The organism is Curtobacterium sp. VKM Ac-1395 (assembly GCF_015350975.1).
Classification (GTDB): domain Bacteria; phylum Actinomycetota; class Actinomycetes; order Actinomycetales; family Microbacteriaceae; genus Curtobacterium.
This window is the reverse complement of record NZ_JADKRX010000003.1, coordinates 434785-460782: the sequence shown is the minus strand read 5'-3', so window position 1 is coordinate 460782 and position 25998 is coordinate 434785. Positions and strand designations below refer to the sequence as shown.

Annotated in this window: 24 protein-coding genes; 17 read left to right on the top strand and 7 right to left on the bottom strand. The window is 72.1% G+C overall.

Annotation, left to right across the window (positions count from 1 at the left end; all coding sequences use genetic code 11):
* The first annotated feature begins 81 nt into the window (after positions 1 to 81).
* Both ITJ68_RS10780 and ITJ68_RS10775 read left to right on the top strand, forming a co-directional pair.
* Positions 82 to 1059, top strand: a complete 978-nt coding sequence (locus ITJ68_RS10780) for a ribose-phosphate diphosphokinase (protein ID WP_071279358.1) — start codon at positions 82 to 84, stop codon at positions 1057 to 1059.
* Positions 1056 to 1907, top strand: coding sequence for a putative protein N(5)-glutamine methyltransferase (locus tag ITJ68_RS10775; protein WP_228505386.1), 852 nt, complete (start codon positions 1056 to 1058; stop codon positions 1905 to 1907). Before ITJ68_RS10780 ends, ITJ68_RS10775 begins: the two co-directional genes overlap by 4 nt.
* On the opposite strand, the gene ITJ68_RS10770 is transcribed toward ITJ68_RS10775, so the two are convergent.
* Positions 1888 to 3453, bottom strand: a complete 1566-nt coding sequence (locus tag ITJ68_RS10770; protein ID WP_323743283.1) for a molybdopterin-dependent oxidoreductase — start codon at positions 3451 to 3453, stop codon at positions 1888 to 1890. The genes ITJ68_RS10775 and ITJ68_RS10770 overlap by 20 nt on opposite strands.
* A 123-nt stretch (positions 3454 to 3576) precedes the next feature.
* On the opposite strand from ITJ68_RS10770, the gene ITJ68_RS10765 reads away from it, so the two are divergent.
* The gene (locus ITJ68_RS10765) at positions 3577 to 4260 is read left to right on the top strand and encodes a hypothetical protein (protein ID WP_194661243.1); all 684 of its coding nucleotides are present in this window, start codon (positions 3577 to 3579) and stop codon (positions 4258 to 4260) included.
* Between the two features lie 16 nt (positions 4261 to 4276).
* On the opposite strand, the gene ITJ68_RS10760 is transcribed toward ITJ68_RS10765, so the two are convergent.
* The 3 genes from ITJ68_RS10760 to ITJ68_RS10750 form a co-directional block, all read right to left on the bottom strand.
* A complete protein-coding gene (locus ITJ68_RS10760) occupies positions 4277 to 4747 on the bottom strand; it encodes a BLUF domain-containing protein (protein WP_194661242.1) in 471 nt (156 codons plus the stop codon).
* Positions 4748 to 4936: 189 nt separating this feature from the next.
* Positions 4937 to 5770, bottom strand: a complete 834-nt coding sequence (locus ITJ68_RS10755; RefSeq protein ID WP_194661241.1) for an alpha/beta fold hydrolase — start codon at positions 5768 to 5770, stop codon at positions 4937 to 4939.
* Between the two features lie 301 nt (positions 5771 to 6071).
* The gene (locus tag ITJ68_RS10750; protein WP_194661240.1) at positions 6072 to 6701 is read right to left on the bottom strand and encodes a TetR/AcrR family transcriptional regulator; all 630 of its coding nucleotides are present in this window, start codon (positions 6699 to 6701) and stop codon (positions 6072 to 6074) included.
* Positions 6702 to 6776: 75 nt separating this feature from the next.
* On the opposite strand from ITJ68_RS10750, the gene ITJ68_RS10745 reads away from it, so the two are divergent.
* Entirely contained in the window at positions 6777 to 7904 is a 1128-nt protein-coding gene (locus ITJ68_RS10745) for a glycosyltransferase (protein WP_194661239.1), read from the top strand.
* Positions 7905 to 7978: 74 nt separating this feature from the next.
* Here the strand turns inward: ITJ68_RS10745 and gndA are convergent, their stop codons facing one another.
* Entirely contained in the window at positions 7979 to 9436 is a 1458-nt protein-coding gene (gndA, locus tag ITJ68_RS10740) for an NADP-dependent phosphogluconate dehydrogenase (protein ID WP_194661238.1), read from the bottom strand.
* Positions 9437 to 9548: 112 nt separating this feature from the next.
* Here gndA and ITJ68_RS10735 point away from each other — a divergent pair, with 112 nt between their 5' ends.
* Positions 9549 to 10076 (top strand): gluconokinase, encoded by a 528-nt coding sequence (locus ITJ68_RS10735; RefSeq protein WP_194661237.1) that lies wholly within the window; start codon positions 9549 to 9551, stop codon positions 10074 to 10076.
* A 111-nt stretch (positions 10077 to 10187) separates the two neighbouring features.
* Here the strand turns inward: ITJ68_RS10735 and uxaC are convergent, their stop codons facing one another.
* Positions 10188 to 11624 carry a glucuronate isomerase gene (gene uxaC / locus ITJ68_RS10730; protein WP_416354646.1) on the bottom strand — a complete coding sequence of 479 codons (1437 nt, stop codon included), beginning with the start codon at positions 11622 to 11624 and terminating at the stop codon, positions 10188 to 10190.
* Entirely contained in the window at positions 11624 to 12664 is a 1041-nt protein-coding gene (locus tag ITJ68_RS10725) for a LacI family DNA-binding transcriptional regulator (RefSeq protein WP_194661235.1), read from the bottom strand. The genes uxaC and ITJ68_RS10725 overlap by 1 nt, the downstream gene beginning before the upstream one ends.
* A gap of 215 nt (positions 12665 to 12879) precedes the next feature.
* Between ITJ68_RS10725 and ITJ68_RS10720 the strand changes: the two genes are divergently transcribed.
* The 12 genes from ITJ68_RS10720 (at position 12880) to ITJ68_RS10665 (ending at position 25783) form a co-directional block, all read left to right on the top strand.
* A complete protein-coding gene (locus ITJ68_RS10720) occupies positions 12880 to 14220 on the top strand; it encodes an ABC transporter substrate-binding protein (protein WP_194661234.1) in 1341 nt (446 codons plus the stop codon).
* Complete coding sequence (locus ITJ68_RS10715; RefSeq protein ID WP_194661233.1) at positions 14220 to 15242, top strand: carbohydrate ABC transporter permease; 1023 nt, start codon at positions 14220 to 14222, stop codon at positions 15240 to 15242. The genes ITJ68_RS10720 and ITJ68_RS10715 overlap by 1 nt, the downstream gene beginning before the upstream one ends.
* Entirely contained in the window at positions 15239 to 16189 is a 951-nt protein-coding gene (locus ITJ68_RS10710; protein ID WP_194661232.1) for a carbohydrate ABC transporter permease, read from the top strand. Before ITJ68_RS10715 ends, ITJ68_RS10710 begins: the two co-directional genes overlap by 4 nt.
* A gap of 81 nt (positions 16190 to 16270) precedes the next feature.
* Positions 16271 to 17122: a sugar phosphate isomerase/epimerase family protein gene (locus ITJ68_RS10705; protein ID WP_194661231.1), complete on the top strand. Its 852-nt coding sequence runs from the start codon at positions 16271 to 16273 to the stop codon at positions 17120 to 17122.
* Positions 17119 to 18333 carry a Gfo/Idh/MocA family protein gene (locus tag ITJ68_RS10700; RefSeq protein ID WP_194661230.1) on the top strand — a complete coding sequence of 405 codons (1215 nt, stop codon included), beginning with the start codon at positions 17119 to 17121 and terminating at the stop codon, positions 18331 to 18333. Before ITJ68_RS10705 ends, ITJ68_RS10700 begins: the two co-directional genes overlap by 4 nt.
* Positions 18330 to 19217, top strand: coding sequence for a sugar phosphate isomerase/epimerase family protein (locus ITJ68_RS10695; protein WP_194661229.1), 888 nt, complete (start codon positions 18330 to 18332; stop codon positions 19215 to 19217). Before ITJ68_RS10700 ends, ITJ68_RS10695 begins: the two co-directional genes overlap by 4 nt.
* Positions 19214 to 20491, top strand: a complete 1278-nt coding sequence (locus ITJ68_RS10690) for a mannitol dehydrogenase family protein (protein ID WP_194661228.1) — start codon at positions 19214 to 19216, stop codon at positions 20489 to 20491. The genes ITJ68_RS10695 and ITJ68_RS10690 overlap by 4 nt, the downstream gene beginning before the upstream one ends.
* Positions 20488 to 21864 carry a D-mannonate dehydratase ManD gene (manD, locus tag ITJ68_RS10685; RefSeq protein ID WP_228505231.1) on the top strand — a complete coding sequence of 459 codons (1377 nt, stop codon included), beginning with the start codon at positions 20488 to 20490 and terminating at the stop codon, positions 21862 to 21864. Before ITJ68_RS10690 ends, manD begins: the two co-directional genes overlap by 4 nt.
* Positions 21865 to 21889: 25 nt before the next feature.
* Positions 21890 to 22834, top strand: a complete 945-nt coding sequence (locus ITJ68_RS10680; RefSeq protein WP_194661227.1) for a hypothetical protein — start codon at positions 21890 to 21892, stop codon at positions 22832 to 22834.
* Positions 22835 to 22911: 77 nt separating this feature from the next.
* Positions 22912 to 24156: a sensor histidine kinase gene (locus tag ITJ68_RS10675; protein ID WP_194661226.1), complete on the top strand. Its 1245-nt coding sequence runs from the start codon at positions 22912 to 22914 to the stop codon at positions 24154 to 24156.
* The gene (locus ITJ68_RS10670; RefSeq protein ID WP_194661225.1) at positions 24153 to 24809 is read left to right on the top strand and encodes a response regulator transcription factor; all 657 of its coding nucleotides are present in this window, start codon (positions 24153 to 24155) and stop codon (positions 24807 to 24809) included. Before ITJ68_RS10675 ends, ITJ68_RS10670 begins: the two co-directional genes overlap by 4 nt.
* 8 nt (positions 24810 to 24817) lie before the next feature.
* A complete protein-coding gene (locus ITJ68_RS10665; protein WP_194661224.1) occupies positions 24818 to 25783 on the top strand; it encodes a hypothetical protein in 966 nt (321 codons plus the stop codon).
* Positions 25784 to 25998: the final 215 nt, after the last annotated feature.

Sequence of the window (25998 nt, the reverse complement as noted above, 5' to 3'; positions counted from 1 at the left end):
GACGGCCACCCGCCGTCACACGAGGGCCCGGCAACGGGTCCGGACACACGGCCCCGCGGGGCCAGGGAGTGAGTACGGCACTTGTCCGGAATCAAAACGACCGGCCAGAAACGACTCGTCCTCGTCTCGGGTCGGGCCCACCCGGAACTCTCGGCGCAGATCGCAGACGAACTCGACGTCGAACTCGTCCCCACCGACGCCCGCACCTTCGCGAACGGTGAGCTCTACGTCCGGTTCGACGAGTCGGTCCGCGGGTGCGACGCCTTCGTCATCCAGTCACACACGGCTCCGATCAACGAGTGGCTCATGGAGCAGCTCATCATCGTCGACGCGCTGAAGCGGGCCTCCGCCAAGCGCATCACCGTCGTCGCGCCGTTCTACCCCTACGCACGCCAGGACAAGAAGGGCCGTGGCCGCGAGCCGATCTCGGCCCGGCTCGTCGCCGACCTGTTCAAGGCCGCCGGCGCGCACCGCATCATGAGCGTCGACCTGCACGCAGCGCAGATCCAGGGCTTCTTCGACGGCCCCGTCGACCACCTCTTCGCGATGCCGGTCCTGCTCGAGCACTTCAAGGCGATCCTCGACCCGTCGATGCTGACGGTCGTCTCCCCGGACATGGGCCGCGTCCGCGTGGCCGACATCTGGTCGGAGAAGCTCGGCGCACCGCTCGCCATCATCCACAAGCGCCGCGACCCGCTGGTGCCGAACCAGGTCACCGTGCACGAGATCGTCGGTGACGTCTCCGGCCGCTGGTGCCTGCTCGTCGACGACCTCATCGACACCGGCCGCACCATCGCCAAGGCCGCCGAGGCCCTGAAGGCCGCCGGGGCCATCGGCGTCGTGGTCGCCGCGACGCACGCCGTGTTCTCCGACCCGGCCACCGAGCTGCTGCAGAGCGAGTTCATCGACCGCGTCGTCGTCACCGACACCCTGCCGGTGCCGGTCGAGAAGCGCTGGGACCGTCTCGAGATCCTGCCGATCGCCCCGCTGTTGGCGCGTGCGATCCACGAGGTCTTCGACGACGGCTCGGTGACGTCGATGTTCGACGGTGCAGCCTGATCCACCCCGCGCGTGACGCCCTCGCCGCCCGACTCCGGGCGGCGGGGAGCGTCTTCGCCGAGGACGAGGCCGACCTGCTGCTGGCCGCCGGCGACGGCGACCCGGCACGACTCCGGGCCGTCGTCCAGCGCCGCCTGGCCGGTGAGCCGCTCGAGTACGTGCTCGGGTGGGCCGCGTTCGACGGCCACCGCATCCGTGTCACTCCGGGCGTCTTCGTCCCGCGCACCCGCACCACGGTCGTGGTCGAGCAGGCTGCACGGCTGCTGCACCGCTACGACCGCGTGGTCGACCTGTGCTGCGGGGCCGGAGCGATCGCCGTCGCTCTGCTCGGCCGCGTGGGCGCGCTCGACCTCGTCGCGTCGGACATCGACCCCGACGCGGTGGACGTCGCCGCGGAGAACATCGGCGACCGCGGCATCGTCGTCGCCGGCGACCTGTTCGCGCCGCTGCCGGTCCGCTTCCGCGGGGTCGTCGACGTCATCGCGGTGAACGCGCCCTACGTGCCGACCGACGCGATCGCCACCATGCCGGCCGAGGCCCGCGACCACGAGCACCGCGTGGCGCTCGACGGCGGCGGGGACGGCCTCGACCTGCACCGTCGGATCGCTGCCGGTGCGGGGGAGTGGCTCCGCCCGGGTGGTGCCGTGGTCATCGAGGTGTCGTCGGCGCAGGCGTCTGACTCGGTCGCGGTGTTCGCGTCCGCGGGCTTCGCGGCACGCATCGAACACGACGACGAGGTCGACGGCACCTGCGTGGTGGCCGTGGCCACAGGCGCCGTCGCGGCCGGCACCGGCGATCCCGCGGCTGCTGCCGCGGGCGAGACCGGGATCAGCGCGCCGTCAGCGTGATCGTGTCCCAGCCGGTGGCGCCGTTCGGTGCCGGCGGACGCTGGACGCTCGTCTGCACCTGACCGTCGGCGCCGACGGCCCGGATCTGCACGTCGTGCGTGCCGGCCGTCGCCGTCCACCGCAGGACCCACTGCCGCCAGGTGTCCGAGGAGACGGAGTCGGCGAGCTCGGCGTCCTGCCAGTCTGCTGAACCGACCTTCACCTGCACGGCCTTGACGCCCGTGTGCGGATGCCAGGCGACGCCGGCGATCGCGACCCGGTCGCCGACGGACACCGTGGTGCCGTTCGCCGGGGTGTCGATCCGCGACTCGAGCTTGACCGGGCCGCGGGCGGACCAGCCACGCGGGGTCCAGTAGCCCTGGGCGTCGGCGAAGCGGGTGACCTCGAGGTCGACGACCCACTTCGTCGCGGACACGTAGCCGAACAGCCCGGGGACGACCATCCGGACGGGGAAGCCGTGCTCCGCGGGCAGCGGGTCGCCGTTCATCCCGACGGCCAGCAGCGCGTTGGTCCCCTCGTCCTGCAGCACGTCGAGCGGCGTGCCGGCGGTGAAGCCGTCCTCGCTCGTCGACAGGACCATGTCGGCGTCCCCAGTGGGTCGGGCACGGGCGAGGAGCGTGCGGATCGGGTGGCCGAGCCAGAGCGCGTTGCCGATGAGGTCACCACCGACCTCGTTCGACACGCAGCTCAGCGTCGCCATGTGCTCCTCGAGGGGGAGGGCGAGGAGGTCGTCCCAGCTCAGGGTGATCTCGTGCTCGACCGCGCCGTGGATCCGGAGCGACCAGTCCGCGGGGTCGATCGACGGCACCCGGAGCGCGGTGTCGATCCGGTAGAAGTCGGCGTTCGGGGTGACGTACGGGGTGATGCCCTGGACGTCGAGCGACGCCCCGGCCGGCACCGCGGGGGCGGCGTTGACCGGTGCCGGCAGGCGGATGGAGCGTCGGACCGCCGCGGCGCGCTGCATGCCGGCCGTGCCCAGGCGCGCGCCCGTTCCGGCGACGATCGAGACCACCCCGAGGGCAGCAGTCCAGACGAGGAACGAGCGGCGTTCCGGCAGCTGGGCTGCGGCCCTGGTCGGCGTCGCCGCAGCGAGTCGCCACGTCCGCAGTCGTTGGACGAGCACGCGCACGACGATCACGGCTGCACCCACGCCGAGGACCGACGGGCCGCCGTCCCAGGTGCCCGAGCCGGACCGGGTGGTCACGGCGAGCAGTGAGAGGGCACCGCCGATGGCGAAGACGAGCGCACCGAAGGGCGGGCGGCGGAGCTCCAGGATCCCGGCTCCGGCGGAGACCAGGAGCATCAGCACTGCCATGAGCGCGAAGAGCGCGACCTTGTCGCCCGTGCCGAACAGCGCGACCATGAGGTCCTTCGCGCCACCGGGGGCGAGGTCGATCACGGCGGAGCCGACGGCGACGAGCGGGCTGCCCGCACCGCCGAGGACGAGGGCACACAGCTCGGCGACGGCGAGGAAGGCGAGTGCGGCGACGACGCCGGCCGCGGCCGCAGCCAGGCGCGGACGCAGGATCGTTCGACTGGTGGGCACCGGCCGATGCTACGGCCGCACGCTGAGTGCGCCGCCTGTGGAGGCTCGTCCCACCTGAGCGGGTCGCCGGGTGTTCACGGATGGCCGGTGGGGTTCTCCGGCCGACCGTGCGAGGATCGGGACGTGCTGAGGCGACCCGACCATGTCCCGCGGGACGGTCGCGCCCGGCAGCGGATGTCGCCGCTCCGCCGCCTCGCGATGATCCGGTGGGTCATCGTCGGTGTGTGGGCGGCGCTCCTGGTCGCCAGGATCGTCGTCGTGTCGCGGACTCCCGACGCCGACCTCACCGTGTTCGGCATCGCCGAGGTGGTCGTCATCGCCCTCGGGGTCGGGGTCGTCCTGGCCGGGATCCTCCGCATGCAGGGGCTCCGCCGGCGCCGTGAGGACGAGTCACTCGCCATGGCGATCCGGCGGATCGACCCCACGGTGTGGCTGGTGCCCGCCGCGCCCACCGCCGAGCTCCGGTTGACGGTCGAGGAGACCCGCCCCGAGGTCCCGCTCGGCACCCGTGTGACGTGGGCGTTCGGCGCGACGGAGGCCTCGCTCTGGGAACTCGACGAGCGTCGGGCCACCCGGCTGCTCGTCATCCGGTGGAGCCGGGTCATGCACGTCGGACTCGAGGACGCGAGCGGTCCCGGCGGCCGGACCGGCTGCGCGGTCGCGCTGCACTACGTGCGCCCGGACGAGACCACGGCCGTCGCGACGTTCTTCGTCCGGACGGCACCCGGTTCGCGTCGGGTCCTCGGCCGTGGGCCGAAGCTCGACCGCCTGGTCGCGGAGCTGGCGCGGGAGCGCATCGTCGCCTGACGACGGGTGCTGCTGCTCAGGCGGCGGTCCGCGCGAGCGTCACCTGCTCGTCGGGCACGGCGCGCAGGTCGCGGCTGCGGAACCACCGCAACAGCCAGTCCGCGGGGGACCCCGCGAGCGCCTTCGGCAAGCCGGAGCGGCGCTCGAGGAACGTGCTGAACCCGGGGTCGTCACGGACGTCGGCGTCGGTGGGGTTGCCGAACGCCATCGACCAGCCGTCGAACCGGCGGGCGTCGATGCGCTCCATCGAGAGCGACCTGACGTCCTGGTGCCGGGGGTCGGCCTTGATCGCGGAGAAACGGTCCTCGACGCTCCACTCCGGGCCTTCGAGCACCTGCATGAAGCGGCCGCCCTTGGCCACGAGGAGACCGGAGACGCCGAGTGCGTCGTTGGTGAGGCGGGCGTCCCGGAGGAGGCCGACGAGTTCCGCATCGGTGAGTTCGTCGACGGCGACGGACATGTACACGAGGGACACGAGGGTGGTCATGGCTGCAGTCTGGGCCGCGCGCTCGAACCGGGTCAACGCGGACATCCGCCGAACGAGCCCAGCCGACGCATGGTGTCCGGAAGTCGCGGGACGGCCGTTGCCGGGCCGCGGTCAGGGGCCTCGCTCGCGCCTCCACGAGCACCAGGTCGCCGCCCGGCGCGCCCTGTTCCCGCCCACGGCACCGACGGGTCAGCGGACGAGGACGGACCGGACGGCCGCGGCGAACTGCAGTGGTACCTCGAGGTGGGCGAAGTGGCCGCTGTCGTCGAACGTGACCAGCCGCGACCCCGGGACGTCCTGCCAGATCTCGACGGCGTGCTCCGGCCCGGCGATGAAGTCGTACCGGCCGACGAACACGGCGAGGGGGACGGTGATGCTCGGCAGCGCCGGACGGACGTCCCACGGCTCGTCCGGCAAGCGGCCCGGATCACTGCGGCGGGGGTGCTCCTGGATCACTCGGAGGGCCTCACCGTCCCGCCGGAAGTGCCCGAAGTATGCCGGTCGCAGCCGCCGCACGGCCGCTGCCTCGGCCTCCGGGTCGGCGGCCGGGTCGTCCATCCCGGCGAGGTCGTCCCAGGCCGCTCGGGCGTCCACCGCCAGTGGGTCGTCGGGGAACCGCGCCAGGAAGGCATGGACCCGCCGCTCCCCGACGCTGCCGATCCGCACGTTCGTCGCCAGGCCTGCGTAGACGATGACGCTGTCGAGGACCTCGGGGTGGTCCAGCGCCAGCTGCACCGCGACCATGCCGCCGTGCGAGTGGCCGAGGAAGTGCACCCGTTGCTCCGGGAACGACATGACGAGCCGATGTGCCAGGTCGGCGTACCGCTCGATCCGGGAGTCACCGCCGGGCAGCGGATCTGACGTCCCGGCTCCTGGCGGGTCCACGTACACGACCGTCGCGAACCGCTCCACGTCGGGCATGCGCAGGTAGCGCGGGTCACTGCCCGGCCCTCCGGCGTGCGCGACCAGGACCGGCCCGGACCCCCGGACCTCGTAGGCGATGCCGACGCCGTCCAGGGTCACCCGGTGTCGGCCTGGAGTCAGCGCCCCGGTGCGCCCCCGCTTCGCCGGTCCAGTGCCCTGGCCCGGAGTCGTCACGCGTCGTCGGCTGAGGGTCGGCGCACGAGGGCCGGCGTGCTCCCGGGGTCGTCCCCGTGTGCTGGTGACTCTGCTCGGTGGTGCTCGCGCATCGGTGCTCCTGACGTGGTCTGACGACGTGCCCACCGGTGCGAGAGCTCACCGGGGCTGTCCGACAACGGTACGGAGATCGACGAGAACGGCCTCCGTGGTCCCACCGACCTACGGGCACGCAGAACGGATCCGGTCAGGGGAGGTCGTCCGGCAGGTCCGCGACCGCGTCGGCCAGTCGCCGTGCGGTCCACCGCTCCCGCGTCTCCCAGGACCAGCCGAGTTCCCCCATCTCGTGCCAGGCGCTGTAGCCGAGGTAGAACCAGAAGACCTGCGCCAGGACGTCCTGATCGAGGCTCCGGTCGTCGGTGAGGTCGGCGCATCGGTCGGCGATCCGCTCGAGCCGCTCGCGGAACGGGGTCGTCATGCGGTCCAGTGCGGGTTCCAGCGCTGGATCCGTGTGCGCTGCGTCGATGACGATGCGTGCCGGTCGCAGCGTGACCTCGTAGCTGCGACGGACCCCCGCCACCAGCAGGACGAGGAGGTCGTCAACCGTGGTCGCAGTGTCGATGTCCGCGAGTGCCGTCAGGACGACCTCGTGACTGACGTACCGGTCGACGATCGCATCGATGAGCTCCGGCTTGCCGCCGATGCTCGCGTAGATCGTGTTCACCACGACGCCGGCACCGGCGGCGATCTGCGGCAGGCGCGTCGCCCCGTAGCCCTGCCGACCGAACAGCTGCTCGGCGGCGTCCAGGATCGCGTCGCGCGTCCGGCCGGCCGCTTCGGTGCGGACCCGGGACGTGTAGGTCCGGTTGCTGCTCACCGTCTCAGCCTAGTCACTGGAGGCTCTCTCAAATCGATGTATATGCTCTCCACTCAATCTACTGATCGGAATCCCATGCGTCTCCTGTTCTCCGCCGTCCCCGCTCACGGACACGTCCTGCCCCTCGTCCCCTTCGTCCGTGCGGCGGCGCACCTCGGGCACGACGTCGCCGTCATGACCAGCGTCGTCATGCAACGACCACTCGCAGTCGAGCTGCCCGGCGTGACGTTCCTGGCGGCAGGCCCGGACCCGATGGCGATCGGGTCGTTGGTCGCCGAGCGCTTCCCCGGTGCAGACCCCGTCAACGACCCCCAGCCGGAGACCGTCGCCGAGTTCTTCGCCGGAGCTCGGGTGGACCTCGCCCACGATGCCGCGCTGGACGCGGCGCGTGCGTGGGGTCCTGACCTGGTCGTCGTCGACGCGGTCGACTTCGTCGGCCCGCTCGTCGCAGCCGAGCTGGACCTGCCGTACGCGATGGTCGCGTTCGGTCCGGACGTCCCGCCCGAGTTCACCCAGCCGATGCTCGCCGTCGTCGCACCCCGGTACAGCGCTCGTGGCCTGACCATGCAGCCCCCGGTCGCGGTGCTCGACCCCGCCCCGCGGTCCTTCCAGACGCCGGACTGGACCGCGACTCCGCTGACGCTCCCGTTCCGGGCCGAGGCCTACCGACGGGACGACCAGGGGGTCATTCCGTCGGCCGATCGGGACGCAGGGGCCACCCGTCCCACGGTGCTCGTCACCCTCGGGACGGTCTTCAACGACGCGGCGCTGCTCTCGGCGATCCTCGCGGACGTGGCGGCCCTTGACGTCGACGTCGTCGCGACCCTCGGCGTCCAGCTCACGTCGCCGCCCCTCGAGGCGCCGAACGTCCGGTTCGAGGGGTTCCGTCCGCTGGCGGAGCTCCTGCCCGGTGTCGACGTCGTCGTCACGACCGGAGGCGCCGGGACCGTGCTCGCGGCCGCCGCGGCAGGCGTCCCGATGGTGGTCATCCCGCAGGGCGCCGACCAGTTCATCAACGCTGCGCGCGCCGTCGAGGCGGGCGTGGCCGTCCAGGAGTCCGACCCGGCGGCCGTCGGCGCCGCCGTCCGGTCACTGCTCGGCAACACCGTCGTCGCCGCCGCGGCCCGGTCGGTGCAGCAGGAGATCAGCGAACGTCCGAGCGCGGAGCAGGTCCTCGAACAGCTCCTCGAGCGCGTGCGCTGACATGACCGCGTTGCCGTGACGGAGTGGGAGGGCGTCCACGTCCACCCGCTCCGTCGCGACGACGAGGAGTCGGATCAGTGCGTCGACGGCTCCTGCTCGACCTCGCGGCGGTCGTCCTCGGACCACAGCGTGTGGAAGGTGCCGTCCTTGTCGATGCGCTGGTAGGTGTGCGCACCGAAGAAGTCGCGCTGCCCCTGGATCAGGGACGCGGGCAGCCGGTCGGACGCGAGCGCGTCGAAGTACGACAGCGCGGACGAGAAGCCCGGCGCCGGGACACCCGACGCGGCCGCGATGCCGACGATGCGGCGCCAGGCGGCTTCGCCCTCGGCCACGGCGTCGGCGAAGTACGGGTCGACGAGCAGGGACTCGAGCTCCGGGTCCTTGTCGTAGGCCTCGACGATGCGGTTCAGGAACTGCGCGCGGATGATGCAGCCGCCGCGCCAGATCTTCGCCATGTCACCGAGGTTGATGTCCCAGTCGTACTCCTTGGCGCCGGCGATGATGAGGTCGAAGCCCTGGGCGTACGCGACGACCTTCGACGCGTAGAGCGCTGCACGGACGTCGTCGGCGAACGTGTCGGGGACCTCGGCGATCGACGGCCGGTTCTTCACGGACTTCTGGACGGCGGCACGCTGCGACGCCTTCGACGACACGGCCCGTGCGAAGACCGCTTCGCCGATGCCGGACACCGGGATGCCGAGGCCGACCGCGTTCTGCACGGTCCACACGCCGGTGCCCTTGGACCCGGCGGCGTCGCGGATGACGTCCACGAGCGGCTTGCCGGTGTCGGCGTCCTGCTGCTTGAGGACCTCACCGGTGATCTCGATCAGGTAGGACTCGAGGTCCCCCTTGTTCCACTCGTCGAACACCTTGACGAGGTCCTCGACGGAGAGGCCCCCGACCCGGCGGAGCAGGTCGTAGGACTCCGCGATGAGCTGCATGTCGGCGTACTCGATGCCGTTGTGCACCATCTTCACGAAGTGGCCGGCACCGTCGGTGCCGACGTGGGTCACGCACGGCTCGCCCTCGGCCACGGCGGCGATCGACTTCAGGATCGGGCCCAGGGTCTCCCAGGCCTCGTCCGAGCCACCCGGCATGATCGACGGGCCGTGCAGGGCGCCCTCTTCACCACCGGAGATGCCGGTGCCGACGAAGTTCAGGCCCTGTTCGCGGAGCTCGTGCTCGCGCCGGATGGTGTCCTGGAAGTTCGCGTTGCCACCGTCGACGATGATGTCGCCGGGTTCGAAGCGCTCGGCGAGCTGCCCGATCACCGCGTCGGTGCCCTTGCCGGCCTGCACCATGATGATGGCGGTGCGGGGCTTGGCGAGCGACGCCACGAAGCCGTCGATGTCCTCTGACGCGATGAAGCCCGCGTCACCGTGCTCCTTCATGAGGTCTTCGGTGCGGGCGTAGGTGCGGTTGTAGACCGCGACCGTGTTGCCCTCCCGCGAAGCGAGGTTGCGGGCGAGGTTCGACCCCATCACCGCGAGCCCCACCACACCGATGTTCGCCTGACCGTTGCTGTCTGCCACGAGGATCTCCTTCGTCGTCACGTTTCGCCCACGCTACGTCCGCCGCGCTGGGACCGCCCGACAGTTGCCACAACCTGGGGAGAACAGTCGGCGTTGCCCATACGGTGGAGGCATGAGCGACCGACCGACCCGACCGCCCGTCCTCGTCATGGGGGTCTCCGGCTCCGGCAAGTCCACGATCGGCGATGCCCTGGCGACGGCGCTGCACGACCGTGGGGAGCCCGCGGAGTTCGTCGACGCCGACGACCTGCACCCGGCGTCGAACAAGGAGAAGATGCGACAGGGCACGCCCCTGACGGACGAGGACCGCTGGCCGTGGCTCGACGCCTGCGCCGCTCGCATCGCCGAGGTCGAGGCCGCGGGGAAGCGCTGCGTGATGGCGAACTCCGCCCTGAAGCGCATCTACCGGGACCGGCTGCGGGCGAGTGCACCCGGGCTGTTCATCGCCTACCTCGACGGGTCGCGGGAGCTCATCGCGGACCGGCAGTCCCACCGGCACCACGAGTACATGCCGAACTCGCTGCTCGACTCGCAGTTCGGCACGCTCGAGCGGCCCGCGGACGACGAGGCCGGCGCTGCCGTCCCGATCCAGGGCACGGTCGACGAGACCGTCGCGCGCATCCTCGCCCTCCTGCCCTGACGGGAGCCTGCACGGTGCGAACGCGCCCGCCCCGTGCGAGCTCGACCACCCCGTGCGCTGCCGCGACCTCGCACCGAGTGATCAACCTCGCACCCTGACCACGAGACACCCCTACAACTTGAACGTCGCCCGCGGGATGTCGGACACGATCCGCTGCGCGGTGCGCACGGCGTCCTCCTCGGACACCTGGTGCGTCACCACGAGCGACGCCAGGTACGCCGCATCCGCCCGCCGCGCCATGTCGTGCCGCGCGGGGATGGAGCAGTACGCCCGGGTGTCGTCGATGAACCCGGACGTCTTCGTGAACGACGTCGAGTCGGTGATCGCCGACCGGTAGCGCCCGATCGCCGCCGGGGTGTCGATGAACCACCAGGGTGCCCCGGCGTACACGGCGGGGTAGAAGCCCGCGAGCGGACCGATCTCCCGCGAGAACACGGTCTCGTCGACGGTGAACAGCACCAGGTGGAACCCGGGCGCGGTGCCGAAGGCCTCGAGCAGCGGCCGCAGCGGTCCGGTGAACGCGCCGACCGCGGGCAGGTCGTGCCCGGTGTCGGGCCCGAAGCGCTCGAGGGTCGGCGTGTGGTGGTTCCGGACGATCCCCGGGTGCAGCTGCATGACCAGGCCGTCGTCGACGCTCATCTCGGCCCACCGGAAGAGCATGTCGTGCCGGTAGGCGACGGCCTCGGCCGCGGTCACCCCGGCCGGCCCCTGCAGCGCCGCCGCGTGGATCCGCGCGCGTTCCGCCGGCGACAGCGGCGTCGACCCGGCGTCGAGCACCCCGGTGTCCGTCGCCGTCGCGCCGTGCTCGATGAAGTGCTGCCGACGCGCGCGGAGTGCCGCGAGCAACCCGTCGTGGGTGCCCGTGTCGATGCCGGCGGCCTCACCGACGGACGCGACCACGAGCCTCCAGTCCGGACGGGACGGGTCGAAGACGGCGTCCGCGCGGAAGGTGGGGAGCACCCGGCCGCGGAAGGTGGGGTCGGCGGCGAGCCGTGCGTGCGCGTCGAGGTCGGCGTCCGGGGCGTCGGTGGTGGCGAGGACCTCGATGCCGAAGGCGTCGAACAGGGCGCGCGGCCGCATCTGCGGCTGCTGCAGCAGGCCGGCGATGTGGTCGTACTGCGCGTCCGCGTTCGCGGCCGACGGCTGCTCCGTCAGCCCGAAGACGTCGTGCAGCTCCGTCTCGAACCAGTACCGGACGGGGGTGCCGAGGAAGTCGTCCCAGTGCTCCGCCAGTGTCCGCCAGATCTGTCGGCCGGGAGGCACGGTGCCGGTTCCCGACAGGTCGGCGCGACCCAGCGCCTCCAGTCCGACACCGTTCGCGTGCAGGAGCCGCAGGACGTAGTGGTCGGGCGTGATCAGCAGCGCGGCGGGGTCGGCGAACGGCTGGTCGTCCGCGATCAGGGCCGCGTCGACGTGCCCGTGCGGGGAGATGATCGGCGCGTGCGCAACGGCGTCGTACAGGGTCCGGGCGATCGTCCTGGTGGCGGGGTCGGCGGGGAACAGCCGGTCTGGGTGCGGGGCCAGGGTGCGCGGGGGCGTGGTGGTCATCATCGGTTCCTTCGCGAGGACGGCGCGGGTCCGGTCGACTCGCGCACCGTCAGGTGGGTCGGCAGTGCGACGGCACCGCTCATCTGCTCCCCGGGGAGCTCGTCGGCCGGGACGGCACCGAGCCTGCCCAGGAGCATCCGGATCGCGACGCGGCCGGCCCGCTCGATCGGCGACGTCATCGTGGTGAGCGGCGGGTTGCAGAAGTCGGCGCCGAAGATGTCGTCGCAGCCGACGATGCTGATGTCCTGGGGCACGCGGACTCCGCGCTCCCGGAGCCGTCCGAGCATCCCGATCGCGATGAGGTCGTTGAAGGCGATGCACGCCGTCGCTCCCGCGTTGACGGCGGCGTCGGCCGCGGCGGCTCCGGAGTCGACGAACGGGGCGTGTGGACCGATCCGGGCGACGCGGACGTCGAGCCGCTTCGCGACCCGGACCAGGGCGCGCCAGCGGCGTTCGTTCGACCACGAGCTGTCCGGCCCGGCGACGTACAGGACGTCACGGTGCCCGAGCGACGCGAGGTGCTGCACGGCCTGCTCGACACCGCCAGGGGTGTCGATGAGCACGGAGGGCACCCCGGCCGGACGGCGGTTCACCACCACGAGCGGGGTGCGCTCGGCGAACTTCGCGATCTGGACGTCGGACAGGCGCGACGCGGTGAGCACGACGCCGTCGGCCTTCGTAGACACCGCGCTCAGGGCGGCCATCTCGGCGTCCGCGGACTCCTCGGTGTCGACGAGCAGCTGCGTCCACCCGGCGGCGGCGAGCTGGTGCTGCGTACCCCGGATGACGTCGAAGTAGAACGGGTTCGTGATGTCGGACACCAGGACCGCGACCGCACGGGTCCTGCCGGACGTCAGCGCCCGGGCCTGCGAGTTCGCGACGTAGCCGAGGTCGCGGGCGGCCTGCTGGATGCGCTGCTGCGTGACGGGGTTCACTCGGTCGGGGAGTGACAGGGCACGGGACACCGTCGACGGTGCGACCCCGGTCGCGGTGGCGACGTCGCGGATCGTGACGCGGCGGGACGAGTCGGTCTCGGTCACGGGCACCTCCCTGTCCGGTGCTGCTGCTGCTGTCGACGGTCGACGGTCGGGGCGCCACGGCGTCGTCCCGACGTGTCGAACGCTAGGCCGCTCTGGCAACAAGTGGCAACCGGTTGCCGCCTGTTGCCACCCGCGCGACAGTGGTCGTCAGCCGGGCCGTCCCGGCGGACCCCCGAGCAGCGCCGCTCGGGTGGATGCCCCAAGGAGGAAACCCCATGAAGGCACGGACCCTCATCGGTTCTGTGGTCGTGGTCGCCCTCGCGACGCTGTCCCTGCCGGGATGCGCGATCGTCAACGGCAGCGGCGACGACCCGAACACACTCCGCGTCATGATGGGCGCGGACACGACCTACCCCACGGAACGCAAGCAGTGGCAGCAGGACACCGCTGCCGAGTTCAAGCGCACCACCGGAGCCGACATCCAGTGGGAGACGTACTCCTCCGCCCAGGAGGAACTGACCGCGATCCAGACGAGCGTCATCTCGGGTCAGGGCCCCGACGTCTACGCGATCGGCACCACCTTCACCCCGACCGCCTACGCCACCGGTGCCTTCGTCCAGATGGGGAAGCAGCAGTGGGCGGCCGTCGGGGGGAAGGACCAGTTCGACCCGGCGTCGTTCGGCATCTCCGGTCCGAGCGCGTCGAAGCAGATCGGCATCCCGTTCGCCAGCCGTCCGTTCGTGATGGCGGTGAACACGGACCTGCTCGCCCAGGCCGGCATCACCGAGATGCCGACCACGTGGGACCAGCTCACCGCCGACGCGAAGGCCACCACGACCGGTGACCGCCACGGCCTCGCGATCGCCTACGCCGACGGGTTCGACCCGTGGAAGTTCATCTGGGGGATGTCCGAGAACGCCGGCAACACCATCGTCGACGGCACGAAGGCCGAGCTCGACGCGGACGCCGTGCAGAACGCCTACCGGACGTACTTCGACTGGGTCACGAAGGACGGCGTCGTGGACGAGTCGGCGATCGGGTGGAACAACGCGCAGGCCCTCGCGCAGTTCACCGAGGGCAAGGCGGCGTTCTTCCCGATGACGACGACCACCGCCATCAACTCGTTCACGGGCACGAAGGTCGACGGCAAGTACGAGTTCGCCCTGCTGCCGACCGTGCCGCCGGGCGCCACCGAACGCCCGACCGACGGCATCGAGGCGGCCAGCATCCTGTCCGGTGACAACTTCGTCGTCGCCGACTACGGCACCAAGCAGGACCTGTCGTTCCGGTTCATCAAGCAGCTCAGCACGAAGAAGGCCCAGCTCGAGTACTACGACCTGTTCGGCAACCTGCCCACCAACGTGGACGCCGCCGCGCAGCTGGCAGCGGAGAACCCCCAGCTCAAGCCCATCATCGACGCCGGGCGCCTGTCCAAGCCCACCGCCTTCACCGGCGCCTGGTCGGACATCCAGCTCGCGCTCGTCGACGTCGTCGTGCAGTCGATCCCGTCGCTCAAGCGCGGCGAGGTCACCGACGACCAACTCCGCAAGCGCCTGCAGGACGCGCAGCGGGACGCCCAGGCCACGCTCGACCGGCAGAAGAACGGAGGTCTGTGATGACCGCCACGCAGACCAAGCCCAGCACGCGGCGACCCGACGGGCACCACCCCGTCCGTCCGCACGGCACGACCCCGCTGTACAAGCGGGAGCGTCCGCTCTGGATGCTGCTCCCGGGCGGCCTCCTGATGCTCGCGATCATCGTGGTGCCGCTCCTCGTCGGGTTCTTCATCGCGATGCTCGACCTCGACCAGTACACGCTCCGGCAGTGGTTCAGCGCCCCGTTCGTCGGCTTCGCGAACTTCGCCGAGGCCTTCACGAACTCGCCGCTGCTGCACTCCATCTGGATCTCGGTGTCGCTCGCGGTGCTCGTCACCGCCGTCACCGTCCCGATCGGGGTCGCCGCCGCGATCTCGACGCAGAACCGGTTCCGCGGTCGCGGCCTCGTCCGGTCGGTCTACCTCATCCCCTACGTGCTCCCGGCCTTCGTCGTCGGCACGTTCTTCCGCACGATGCTCCAGCCGCAGGGGGTCGTGAACTCGGTCCTGCACACCGACGTGCTCTGGCTGAACGGCTCCGCGTCCTACTGGGCACTCGCCGGCGTGATGGTCTGGACGAGCTGGCCGTTCGTCTACCTGCTGTCCCTCGCCGGGCTGCAGGCGGTCGACCTCGAGGTGCACGAGGCCGCCTCGCTCGACGGCGCGACCTGGTGGATCAAGCTCCGCGACGTCGTGTTCCCCTACCTGCGCGGTCCGCTGAGCCTGGCGGTGATCATCTCGATCCTGCACAACATCAACAACTTCACGCTGCCGTTCGTCCTGTTCGGCATCCCGCTGCCCTCGAGCGTCGAGGTCATGCCCGTCCTGACGTACATCGCGAGCTTCCAGTCGTTCCGCTTCGGGCTCTCCGCCGCGATGGCGATCTGCTCGCTCGTGATCGTCGCCATCCCGCTGTTCGTCTACCTGCGGGCCGTCCAGCTCGACACCGGCGACGACGCGGGCCCGAACCGGAAGCAGCGCCGCGCCGACCGTGCCGTGCTGGCAGCCCCGGCAGCCGCCGACGTCGAGGGAGCACGCGCATGAGCGGCTACAGCCCCACCAGGACCCGCCCGACCGCCACGCTCACCGAGAGCATCACGGCCCCGGGCGGCGGCCGCCGACCGAAGCGTCCGTACGACACCGACGTCACCCGACTGCTGCCGCGCTGGCTGCTCGTCACCGTGATCGCCGTCATCGTCGCGTTCATCGCCGTCCCGGTGCTCTACATCGTGTTCGGGTCGGTCAACTCGGACGTCGCGGTCGCCCGCGGCGAGTACTTCCCGTCCGAGTTCACGCTCGCCAACTACGCCGACATCTGGTCGACGGTCGCGCTCGGGCAGGGGCTCGTCAACAGCATCCTGACCGCCGGCGCGGTCGCCGTCTGCAGCGCCGCGCTCGCCGTGTCGACGGCCTACGTGCTCGTCCGCTTCCGGTTCCTCGGCCGACTGACGTTCCTCCGCGGCCTGCTCGCGCTGCAGTCGATCCCCGGCACCCTGCTGCTCCTGCCGGTGTTCGTCGTGTTCGCCAACATCGCGAGCGCCACCGGCGTGCAGGTCATCGGCACCCGGTGGGGCCTGTTCGTCACCTACCTGACGTTCGCCCTGCCGTTCTCCACCTGGGTGATGGTGACCTACCTCCGGGGGCTGCCGAAGGAGCTCGAGGAGGCCGCCCGCATCGACGGCGCGTCCTCGACGGGGATCCTCACGAAGATCGTCCTGCCGCTGTCCTGGCCGGGGATCGTGGTGTCCGCCATCTTCGCCTTCCTGCTCGGCTGGAACGACGTGCTGTTCTCCACGATCATGACGACCCCGAACACGCGGACGGTCGCCGTGGTCCTGCAGGTGCTCGGCACGACGCAGGAGGGCGGCGCGGTCCCGATCTACGGCCAGATGATGGCCGCCTCCATCGTCTGCGCGGTGCCGGTCGTCGCCCTCTACCTCGTCTTCCAGCGCTACCTGGTGGGCGGGCTCACGGCCGGCTCCGTGAAGTAGCGCGAGTTCTCCACAGACTGCCTGGAGGCCCGGCGCGGCTCCGCCCCGCTCGTCCAGGATCGACGCAACGAAAGGAATGCCATGACCCAGCCCACACAGGAACAGTCCAGTTGGGAACTCTCCGGGTTCGGCGACGAGATCGACGCCGACCCCGCGGTCCAGGTCGCGGTCCTGCAGGCACTCGGTGCCAGCGCGATCGAGGTCCGCAGCGCCTGGGGGGTCAACGTCGTCGACCTCGACGACGACCAGCTCGCCGGACTGCACCGGGTCTTCGAGGAACGGGGGCAGACCGTCTCCGCCATCGCCTCGCCGATCGGCAAGGTCTCGGTCGACGAGCCCGTCGAGCACGAGGTCACGCGGCTCGGACGGGCGATCGCCGCCGCGCACGCACTCGGCACGACGAACATCCGCATCTTCTCGTTCTACTTCGCGGGCCGCACCCCCGAGAGCGTCCGCGACGACGTCCTCGTCCGGATGCGGGCACTCGCCGACGTGGCGTCGCGCGAGGGCGTGACCCTGCTGCACGAGAACGAGAAGGACATCTACGGCGACGTGCCCGCCCGGGTGCTCGACGTCGTCGAGAGCGTCGGGTCCTCGTCCCTCCGGCTCGCGTGGGACAACGCCAACTACGTCCAGTGCGGCGTGCGGCCCTTCACCGACGGCTGGGCGCAGCTCGCCCCCTACGTCGACTACCTGCAGGTGAAGGACGCCCTCGCCGCCGACTCGTCCGTGGTCCCCGCGGGGCAGGGCGACGGCGAACTCCTGCTCACGCTCACGGCGCTGCGTGACGCCGGGTACTCCGGCTACGCCTCGCTCGAACCGCACCTGACCGACGTCAACGCCCTCGGCGGGTTCTCCGGCCCAGCGGCGTTCGGCCGCGCCGGCCGGGCCTTCCGCACCCTCACCGACCAGATCGGAGTGACCCTGCGATGACCGCAGACACCACCAGCACCACCGCACCGCTGCGCCTGGCCGTCGTCGGCGCCGGCGTCATCGGCCGCCACCACGCCCGCGTCGCCCTCGCGAACCCCGGACTCGACGTCGTCGCCCTCGTCGACGCCGTCCCTGCCGCGGCCACCGCTGCCGCCGACGAGATCGAGGCCACCGGGGCACCGCGACCGCTCACCACCGCCACCATCGAGGACGCCATCGCGCAGACCGACATCGACGTCGTCGCCATCTGCTCGCCGTCCGGCATGCACGTCCAGCTGGCCGAGGCCGCCCTCACCGCCGGCAAGCACGTCGTCATCGAGAAGCCCCTCGACACCACCATGCCGCGCGCGCGGCAGATCGCCGCCCTCGCCACGGCCGCCCGGGAGCGCGGGCTGGTCGTCAGCGTCATCAGCCAGCACCGCTTCGACCCGGCGTCCGTCGCGGTCGCGCGTGCCGCACACGGGGGCGGGTTCGGCCGGGTGACGTCCGGCGTCGCGAGCGTCGCGTGGTTCCGATCACAGGGGTACTACGACTCCGGCGACTGGCGCGGCACGTGGGAGCTCGACGGCGGCGGCGCGGTGATGAACCAGGGCGTGCACACCGTCGACCTGCTCGTCTGGACGCTCGGGCGCCCCGTGGAGATCTCCGCGCAGATCGGCCTGCTCGCCCACGACCGGATCGAGGTCGAGGACACCGCCGTGGCCACCGTCCGCTTCGACACGGGGGCGCTCGGGGTGATCCACTGCACGACGGCCGCGTACCCGGGCCTCTCCGCCCGCTACGCCGTCTACGGCACGCAGGGGTCGGCCGTGGTCGACGACGACAAGCTCGGCTACTTCCACGTCGCACCCGACGCCGCCACGCTCGAGTCGGCGGCCGCGAGCGCGAACACCACCGCCGTGGCCGACCCGGTGGACCAGAAGGCCGACGTCGTCCCGGCCGAGCACGTCGTCGGTGGGCCACCGGAACCCGAGCACTTCCTGGCCGGCCACGGACGGCAGTACGACGACATCGTGGACGCCATCCGCACCGGACGTGACCCGGGCGTCACCGTCGACGACGCCCTCGTGTCCCTCGCCACCGTCCGCGGCCTCTACGTCAGTGCCACGCTGGGGCAGCCCGTGCGGATCGACGACGTCATCGACGGCCGGTACGACGACGTCGTCCCGGTCGTCGCAGCAGCAGCAGCAGCAGGAGGAGTCACCCGATGAAGTTCTCCGTGTTCACCGCGTCCACCCCCGACTGGACCCCGTCGCAGGCAGCGGAGACCCTCGCCGCGCAGGGCTGGGACGGCATCGAGTGGCGGATCATCGACGACCGTCCCGCCGACGGCACCACCGTCCCCGCCGAACGGGCCTTCTGGGCCGGCAACCGGTCGACGTGGCAGTTCACCGGGATCGACGACCGGATCGGCGAGATCGCCCGGGTCACCGACGGCGCCGGGCTCGCGTACTCCGGCATCGGCGGCTACCAGCAGGCCGCCGACCACGACGGCGTCGAGACGATGCTCCGCGTGACGAGCGAGCTCGGCGCCGGGCAGGTGCGCGTCAGCATGCCCGTCTACCGACAGGAGAAGGAGCGCACCGGTGAGACCTACGCCCAGGTCTTCGACCGCACCCGCGCCGACCTCGAGTGGGCGGTGTCCCGCGCGGCCGACCTCGGCGTCAAGGCGCTCGTCGAGCTGCACCACATGACGATCACGCCGTCGGCCTCGGCGGCCCTGCGGCTCGTCGACGGACTCGACCCGGAGCACGTCGGGGTCATCCACGACCTCGGCAACCTCGTCATCGAGGGACAGGAGGACCACCTCGCCGCGTTCGAGCTCCTCGGCCCCTACCTGGCGCACGTGCACGTGAAGAACGCCCGCTGGGCCGACACCGGCGACATCCGGGCCGACGGCAGCGCGGTCTGGCAGCACGAGTGGGCACCGCTGCGCACCGGGCAGGCCTCGGTGTCGGGGTACTTCGACGACCTGCGCGCCGTCGGGTACGACGGCTGGGTCACGGTCGAGGACTTCTCCACCGACCTGCCCCTCGACGCCCGCACGGCGGACAACCTGGCCTACCTGCGCTCCCTCGTGCCGGTGACCGCGTGAACCGTCGACCCGGCATCGTCCACCTGGGGATCGGCGCCTTCGCCCGCGCCCACCTCGCCTGGTACACGCAGCACGCGTCCGGGCAGCCGTGGGGGATCACGGCCTTCACCGGGCGTTCCCCCGCCGTCGCCGAGGCGCTCGCCGCGCAGGACGGCCGCTACACGCTCGTCACCCGCGCGGCGGACGGCGACACCGCCGAGGTGGTCGACGTCGTCGTCGCGGCGCACCCGGGCAGCGACGACACCGCGTGGACGGCGGCACTCGCGTCACCGGACACCGCCGTGGTCACGCTGACCGTCACCGAGCAGGGGTACCGCCCGGGCTCCGACGTGCCGGTGCGGCTGGTGGCCGGACTCGACGCCCGCCGGCACGCGGACGCCGGCCCGGTGACGCTCCTGAGCCTCGACAACCTCACCCACAACGGCGATGTCCTGCGCCAGGCCGTGCGTGACGCCGTGACCGACCCGGCCCTCCAGGACTGGATCGACGCGACCGTGACGTTCCCGAGCTCGATGGTCGACCGGATCACCCCGGCGACGACCGAGGACGACGTGGCGGCGCTCGCCGGTCTGCCCGGGGCCCTCGACGGCGACCGGGTGCCCGTCGTCACGGAGCCCTTCACCGAGTGGGTGGTGGAGGACGCCTTCGCGGGGGAGCGCCCCGCGTGGGAGACCGCCGGCGCCCGCGTGGTGGACGACGTCACCCCGTACGAACAGCGGAAGCTCTGGCTCCTCAACGGGTCGCACTCCCTGCTCGCCTACCTCGGACTGCTCCTCGGGCACGAGACCGTCGAGCGGGCGATGGCCGACCCCGTGTGCCGTTCCGCGGTCGAGGCCCTCTGGGACGAGGCCGCGCAGGAGCTCGCGCTGCCGGCTGACCAGGTCGCCGACGCCCGCGCGGCCCTCGTCGAGCGCTTCGCCAACCCCCGCATCCGGCACACCCTGGTGCAGATCGCGTCCGGCGGGTCCCAGAAGCTGCCCGTGCGCGTGGTCGACGTCGTCCGGCACCGCCTCGACCGTGACCCGGCGGCCGGCATCGGCCCCGGCGCGGCAACCCTCCTCGCGGCGTGGTGGCTGCACGTGACCACGCAGTCGGACCTGGTGGACGACCCGGGCGCACCCGGTGCAGGCTCGGACGTGCACGACGTCCTGGCCGTCGTCGCACCCGACCTGGACACCACCCCCGTGGTCGCGGCCGTCACCGCCGCGGCCGACCGCATCCGCACCGCCGCGGCAGCAGCCCGCCAGCCCTCCGACGAAGGAGTCCCAGCATGACCGACGCCACCCCCGCCCCGACCGCCCCGGCTGGCACGACGAACCCGGCCGCCCCTGTGCCCGGCGCGACCGACGACCGCAGCGGGGAGGCCACCGCCGGCCGACCCGACACGTGGGCCAGCGCCGACCGCCGCCAGCTGATCGACCGGGCCGAGGTCATCGTGACCAGCCCGGACCGCAACTTCGTCACGCTGAAGATCACGACCGCCGACGGCGTGACGGGCCTCGGGGACGCGACCCTGAACGGGCGGGAGCTCGCCGCCGCGGCGTACCTCTCCGAGCACGTCGTCCCGCTGCTGATCGGGCGCGACGCCAGCCGCATCGAGGACGCCTGGCAGTTCCTGTACCGCTCGTCGTACTGGCGTCGCGGCCCGGTGACGATGGCCGCGATCGCCGCCGTCGACATGGCGCTCTGGGACATCAAGGCCAAGGTCGCCGGCATGCCGCTCTACCAGCTGCTCGGCGGCGCCTCCCGCACCGGACTGATGGCGTACGGCCACGCCTCGGGCAAGGAACTGCCCGAGCTGTTCGACTCCATCCGCGAGCACCAGGAGGAGGGCTACCGCTCCATCCGCGTCCAGACGGGTGTCCCCGGGCTCGAGTCGATCTACGGCATCGCGTCGAACCGGACGACCGAGGGCAACGCCGGCGTCCGGTACGACTTCGAGCCGGCGCAGCGTGGGGCCTTCCCGGCGATGGAGGACTGGGACACCCGTGCCTACCTGCGCCACCTGCCCACGGTGTTCGAGGCGGTCCGCAACGAGTTCGGGCCCGAACTGCCGCTCCTGCACGACGGCCACCACCGGATGACGCCGCTGCAGGCCGCCAAGCTCGGCAAGTCCCTCGAGCCGTACGACCTGTTCTGGCTCGAGGACTGCACCCCCGCCGAGAACCAGGAGGCCCTGAAGCTCGTCCGGCAGCACACCACGACGCCGCTCGCGATCGGCGAGGTCTTCAACACGATCTGGGACTTCAAGGACATCATCCGCGACCAGCTCATCGACTACGTCCGCGGAGCCGTGACGCACATGGGCGGGATCACGCCGCTGCGGAAGACGATGGACTACGCCGCGCTGTACCAGGTCAAGTCCGGGTTCCACGGGCCGACCGACATCTCGCCGGTGGGGCTCGCGGCCCAGATGCACCTCGGGCTCGCGATCCACAACTTCGGCATCCAGGAGTACATGCAGCACGGGCCCCGGACGAACCAGGTGTTCCGCCAGACGTTCACGTTCACCGACGGCTACCTGCACCCCGGCGACGAGCCCGGCCTCGGGGTGTCGCTCGACGTCGACGAGGCGGGCAAGTACCCGTACGAACAGGCCTACCTGCCGTTCAACCGCCTGGCCGACGGCACCGTCCACGACTGGTGAGGCGCCGCGGGTAGCCTCTGCGAGCGTGGACATCGACACGCTCGCAGGGGTCGCCCGCGAGCTCCTGCTCGTCGCGCCGGCGGACTTCGTCGCCGAGCGGACCGCCCGGCAGCGGGCGATGCGCGCTGACGACCGCGACACCGCCGCGGCGGTCGGCAAGCTCCGGAAACCGACTCCGGCCGCCTGGGTGATCGACCTGCTGGCACACGAGCAGGCCCTCGACGAGGCGGTCGACCTCGGCCCGTCCCTGCGGGAGGCCCAGGCGAAGGCGGACCCGCAGGAGATCAGCACGCTCCGTCGCCAGCGCACGAGCGTGGTGGCCGCACTGGCACAGGCCGGGGCAGACCTGGCCACGGATGCCGGCCACCCTGCCACGCCGGCGGTCCTCGAGCAGGTCCGCGCGACGATCGAGGCCGCGATGGCCGACCCGCACGCCGGAGCCGCCGTCCGCTCGGGGCTCCTCGTGCAGCCCCTGGAGAGCGTCGGCTTCGAGGACGTCGACCTCGACGGCGCCCTCGCCGTGCCGGACGCGGTCCCCGACGCCTGGTCGGGCAGCGGTGCCCCGCCCATCGACATCGAGGAGGGGCGGCGCGCGCGGAGGTCGACCCGAGCCTCCAGGCCGGAGAAACAGGCCGAACAGGACCAGCAGGACCAGCAGGACCAGCAGGACCGCGCCCCGGATCCCGAACCGGAGCCGATGCCCGACCCCGCCGCCGAGCGCCGCGCCGCCCGCCAGGCCGAGACCGCGGCGCGGACGGAGTCCCGCGAGGCGGACGCGGCTCTCGACGAAGCGGAGCGTGAACTCGGCGCCGCCGAGGACCGCCGCGCCGGACTCGCGCGCGAGCTCGAGCGTGCCACCGCCGAGGTCGAGCAGCTCGAACGCTCCCGGGACGACGCCGAGACGGCCAGCGACCGCGCGCGGGACCTCCTCGCGGCCGCGCAGGAGCACCGCCGATCCCTCGGCCGCTGACCACCCCTTCATCACCTCGGATGAAAACCGCGCGCACGGCTCGCTGACCGCCGGAGCGTCCCCATACGCTCGGCGACATGACCACCTTCCTCCGACGGTTCCGACACCTGCTGGCACCCGCCACCGGCGTCGTCTACCTCGTGCTCTGGATCGTCGCCGAGGCCGGCAGGTCCGGACTCGCCGACCACGTCGTCGTGGTGTCCGCCTTCGCGGTGGCCATCGGCCTGGCTGCCTGGATGCCCTCGACCGCCCTCGGGCTGATCGTCGTCGTCCCGCTGCTGCAGGCGCTCCGACTGCTGCACCGCCCCACCGACACGACCTGGCCGGAGTACCTGGCGATCGTGATCGTCGTCGGCATCGTGGGTGCCGGGCGCTCGGACCTGCTCCGGTGGCTCGCCGTCCCCGTGCTGGCGGTCGCCAGCGCCGCGGCAGCCTGGGCGATGGTGGTGCCGACGGTCGCCGACCAGGACGTGTGGGCGAACTGGGTCGCCTCCGTGGCCGGGACCCGGACGAACCTCGTGCTCATCGCGCTGTCCCTGGCGGGAGCGAGCGGCATCGGCTGGGCCATCGGGGTCGCGATCGGCGCGACGTGGCGCATCGGCCTGGCCAGGGTCCGGGTGGTCGAGGCCGAGCGGGAGACCCAGGTGACGACGGTCGAGCTGCACGCCGAGCAGGAGCGTGCGCGGATCGCCCGTGACGTGCACGACTCGCTGGCGCACTCGCTCGCGGTCGTGGTCTCCCAGGCCCAGGGTGCCGCGGCGATCGCCGTGCGGGACGAGCACGCGGCGACCGCGCTCCGCGACATCGCCGAGGTCAGCCGGTCGGCGCTCGGGGACGTCCGCGCGCTCGTCGAGCGCATCCAGGGCGCGGGCGACGACGCCCGGTACGGGTTGGCGGACGTCCCACCGCTCGTCGCGGACATGCGGGAGCTCGGCATGGACGCCACGTTCGAGCAGCACGGCGACCCGGCTGAGCTGCTCCCCGGCGTGGCCGCCGCCGTGCACCGGATCGTCCAGGAGAGCCTGACGAACGTCCTCAAGCACCAGGGCCGGACCGCGAGCGCTCGGGTGGTCCTCGACTGGCGCGGACCGGGCCTCGGCGTCGTGGTGTCGTCGCGCGGCGCCGCACCCCTCGTCGTGCTCGACGGGGTGGGGACGGGCATCGTGGGGATGCAGGAACGGGCGCGGTTGGCGGGTGGCTGGCTCCGCGCCGGCTCCGGGGACGAGGAGCACGAGTTCGTCGTGACCGCGTGGGTGCCCGCGGGTGGACCGGTCGCACCGACAGCACCGACCGCAGCGGCCGAACTCGAGGTCGTACGGTGACCGCGATCCGGGTCGCGGTCGTCGACGACCAGCGGCTGTTCGCCTCCGGCATGCGGATGCTCGTCGACGCCCAGGACGACATGACCTGCGTGGGGACGGCCGGCGACGGTGCCGCCGCCCTCGAGCTCTGCGACGCCGAGCACCCGGACGTCCTGCTGCTCGACCTCCGGATGCCGGTGCTGAACGGCATCGAGACGCTCACGCGGCTGGGGGAGCGGGACGGGGACCGCCCGCGCGTGGTCGCCCTGACGACCATTCGTCGGGACGACGCCGTCCTCGCCGCGCTGCGTGCCGGGGCCGCCGCGTTCCTGACGAAGGACGCGCTGCCCGAGGTCGTCACGGCCACGATCCGCGACGTGCACGAGGGACGCCCGGCACCGACCGAGGCCGAGGCGCTGGACCTGCTCCGCGCGCAGGGCACCCCGGTGGAGGCGGACCGTCGTGACGAGGTGCTCGACGCCCTCACCGCCCGCGAACGCGAGGTCTTCCTCCTCGTGGCGAAGGGCCTCACCAACGCCGAGATCGCGGCGTCGGTGTTCCTCAGCGAGGCCACCGTGAAGAGCCACGTCCGGTCGGTGCTCATGAAGCTCGGGCTCCGGAACCGCATCCAGGTGGTCATCACCGCACACGAACGCGGCCTCGTCCGCGCCTAGGGGGAACCATGCAGATCACCACACGGGTCGCGAAGACCGGGACCCTCGCCCTCGTCGTCCTCGGCCTCGTCGCGGGCGTGGTCCACGGCCTGCCCGAGCCCGCCGACGTCGCGGTCAGGCCGTCGGTCGAGCGGGACCAGGCCGCGTGGACGATGCCGCTCGACGGGTGGGCCCAGCCGGCCGGCGGCAAGCAGGACTACGCGGAGAACCTCGTCGTCCAGCCGTGCCTCCGCCACGCGGGCATCGACTTCCCGGTGTCGTGGGCCACCTCGGAAGGGCTCGAAGCGGCCTCCGACGCCGATGAGACGCCCGAGCGGGGCAACCCCTCGCCGGCGTTGTCGTGGACGAGGCCGCTCGACGCCGACCTCGCACGGACGCGGGGCTACCACGGCCCCTCGACCGCCGGAGCGAACGAGGACGGCATGCGCGAGTGGGGTCAGGACCCGGAGCGGAACGCCGCGTTCGCGGACGCATCGCAGACGGCGGTGAGCCGGTGTTTCCAGGAGGGCTACCGGACCCTCGGCCTGGACGACGAGGACGGCACCGCGCAGACCGCGTCGATGACCGCCAAGCGCCTGACGTACGTCGCGGCGACGGCCGCTCGGCAGGACGACGCCGTCGTGGCCGCCGCCGCCCGGTGGCGCAGCTGCATGGCACCGTCGGGGGTGCGGGACCTGCCAGCGTCCCCCGCCGAGATGCCGTCGGAGTCCGTGCGGCGACAGTTCGGGACGGACATCGGATCGACGCCCGTCCAGGACGCCGAGGTCGCGGTCGCTGAGCGCGACGTCGCCTGCCAGGCGTCCTCGGGCTACCGGCGGGCCCTGTACGACGCCGAGTGGCACCGGCTCCTGCACGTCACCGCGACCGACGCCGCCGCGCTCGGGGCGGCGGAGCCGCAGCAGCTGGCCGTCGACCGACGGCTCGACCGGACGATCGGGCGCCTCGCGCCGGAGGCGCCGGCCGACGTCGACTGAACCCGCTGACGGACGGACGACGTGGTCCGACACGCCCGGGCCGGTACTGGTACGCTGGTGGTCGACTTCGGCGAGGGCCGCGTACGCGCGGCCGTGATCGACGCAGTGGGAGATCCGGCCAGACTCTGGGACCGTTCCTCACGCGTGCACGCGTTCGAGTTGCAACACCACAGACCCCACGATGCCGGCACCCCGGTGTCGTCCCCGAGACCAGG

Coding starts and splice junctions, on each gene's coding strand:
- ITJ68_RS10665 (WP_194661224.1), top strand. CDS start 24,818: ATGCAGATCACCACACGGGTCGCGAAGACCGGGACCCTCGCCCTCGTC.
- ITJ68_RS10700 (WP_194661230.1), top strand. CDS start 17,119: ATGACCGCAGACACCACCAGCACCACCGCACCGCTGCGCCTGGCCGTC.
- ITJ68_RS10735 (WP_194661237.1), top strand. CDS start 9,549: ATGAGCGACCGACCGACCCGACCGCCCGTCCTCGTCATGGGGGTCTCC.
- ITJ68_RS10675 (WP_194661226.1), top strand. CDS start 22,912: ATGACCACCTTCCTCCGACGGTTCCGACACCTGCTGGCACCCGCCACC.
- ITJ68_RS10760 (WP_194661242.1), bottom strand. CDS start 4,747: ATGACCACCCTCGTGTCCCTCGTGTACATGTCCGTCGCCGTCGACGAA.
- ITJ68_RS10710 (WP_194661232.1), top strand. CDS start 15,239: ATGAGCGGCTACAGCCCCACCAGGACCCGCCCGACCGCCACGCTCACC.
- ITJ68_RS10720 (WP_194661234.1), top strand. CDS start 12,880: ATGAAGGCACGGACCCTCATCGGTTCTGTGGTCGTGGTCGCCCTCGCG.
- ITJ68_RS10745 (WP_194661239.1), top strand. CDS start 6,777: ATGCGTCTCCTGTTCTCCGCCGTCCCCGCTCACGGACACGTCCTGCCC.
- ITJ68_RS10715 (WP_194661233.1), top strand. CDS start 14,220: ATGACCGCCACGCAGACCAAGCCCAGCACGCGGCGACCCGACGGGCAC.
- ITJ68_RS10695 (WP_194661229.1), top strand. CDS start 18,330: ATGAAGTTCTCCGTGTTCACCGCGTCCACCCCCGACTGGACCCCGTCG.
- uxaC (WP_416354646.1), bottom strand. CDS start 11,624: ATGACCACCACGCCCCCGCGCACCCTGGCCCCGCACCCAGACCGGCTG.
- manD (WP_228505231.1), top strand. CDS start 20,488: ATGACCGACGCCACCCCCGCCCCGACCGCCCCGGCTGGCACGACGAAC.
- ITJ68_RS10705 (WP_194661231.1), top strand. CDS start 16,271: ATGACCCAGCCCACACAGGAACAGTCCAGTTGGGAACTCTCCGGGTTC.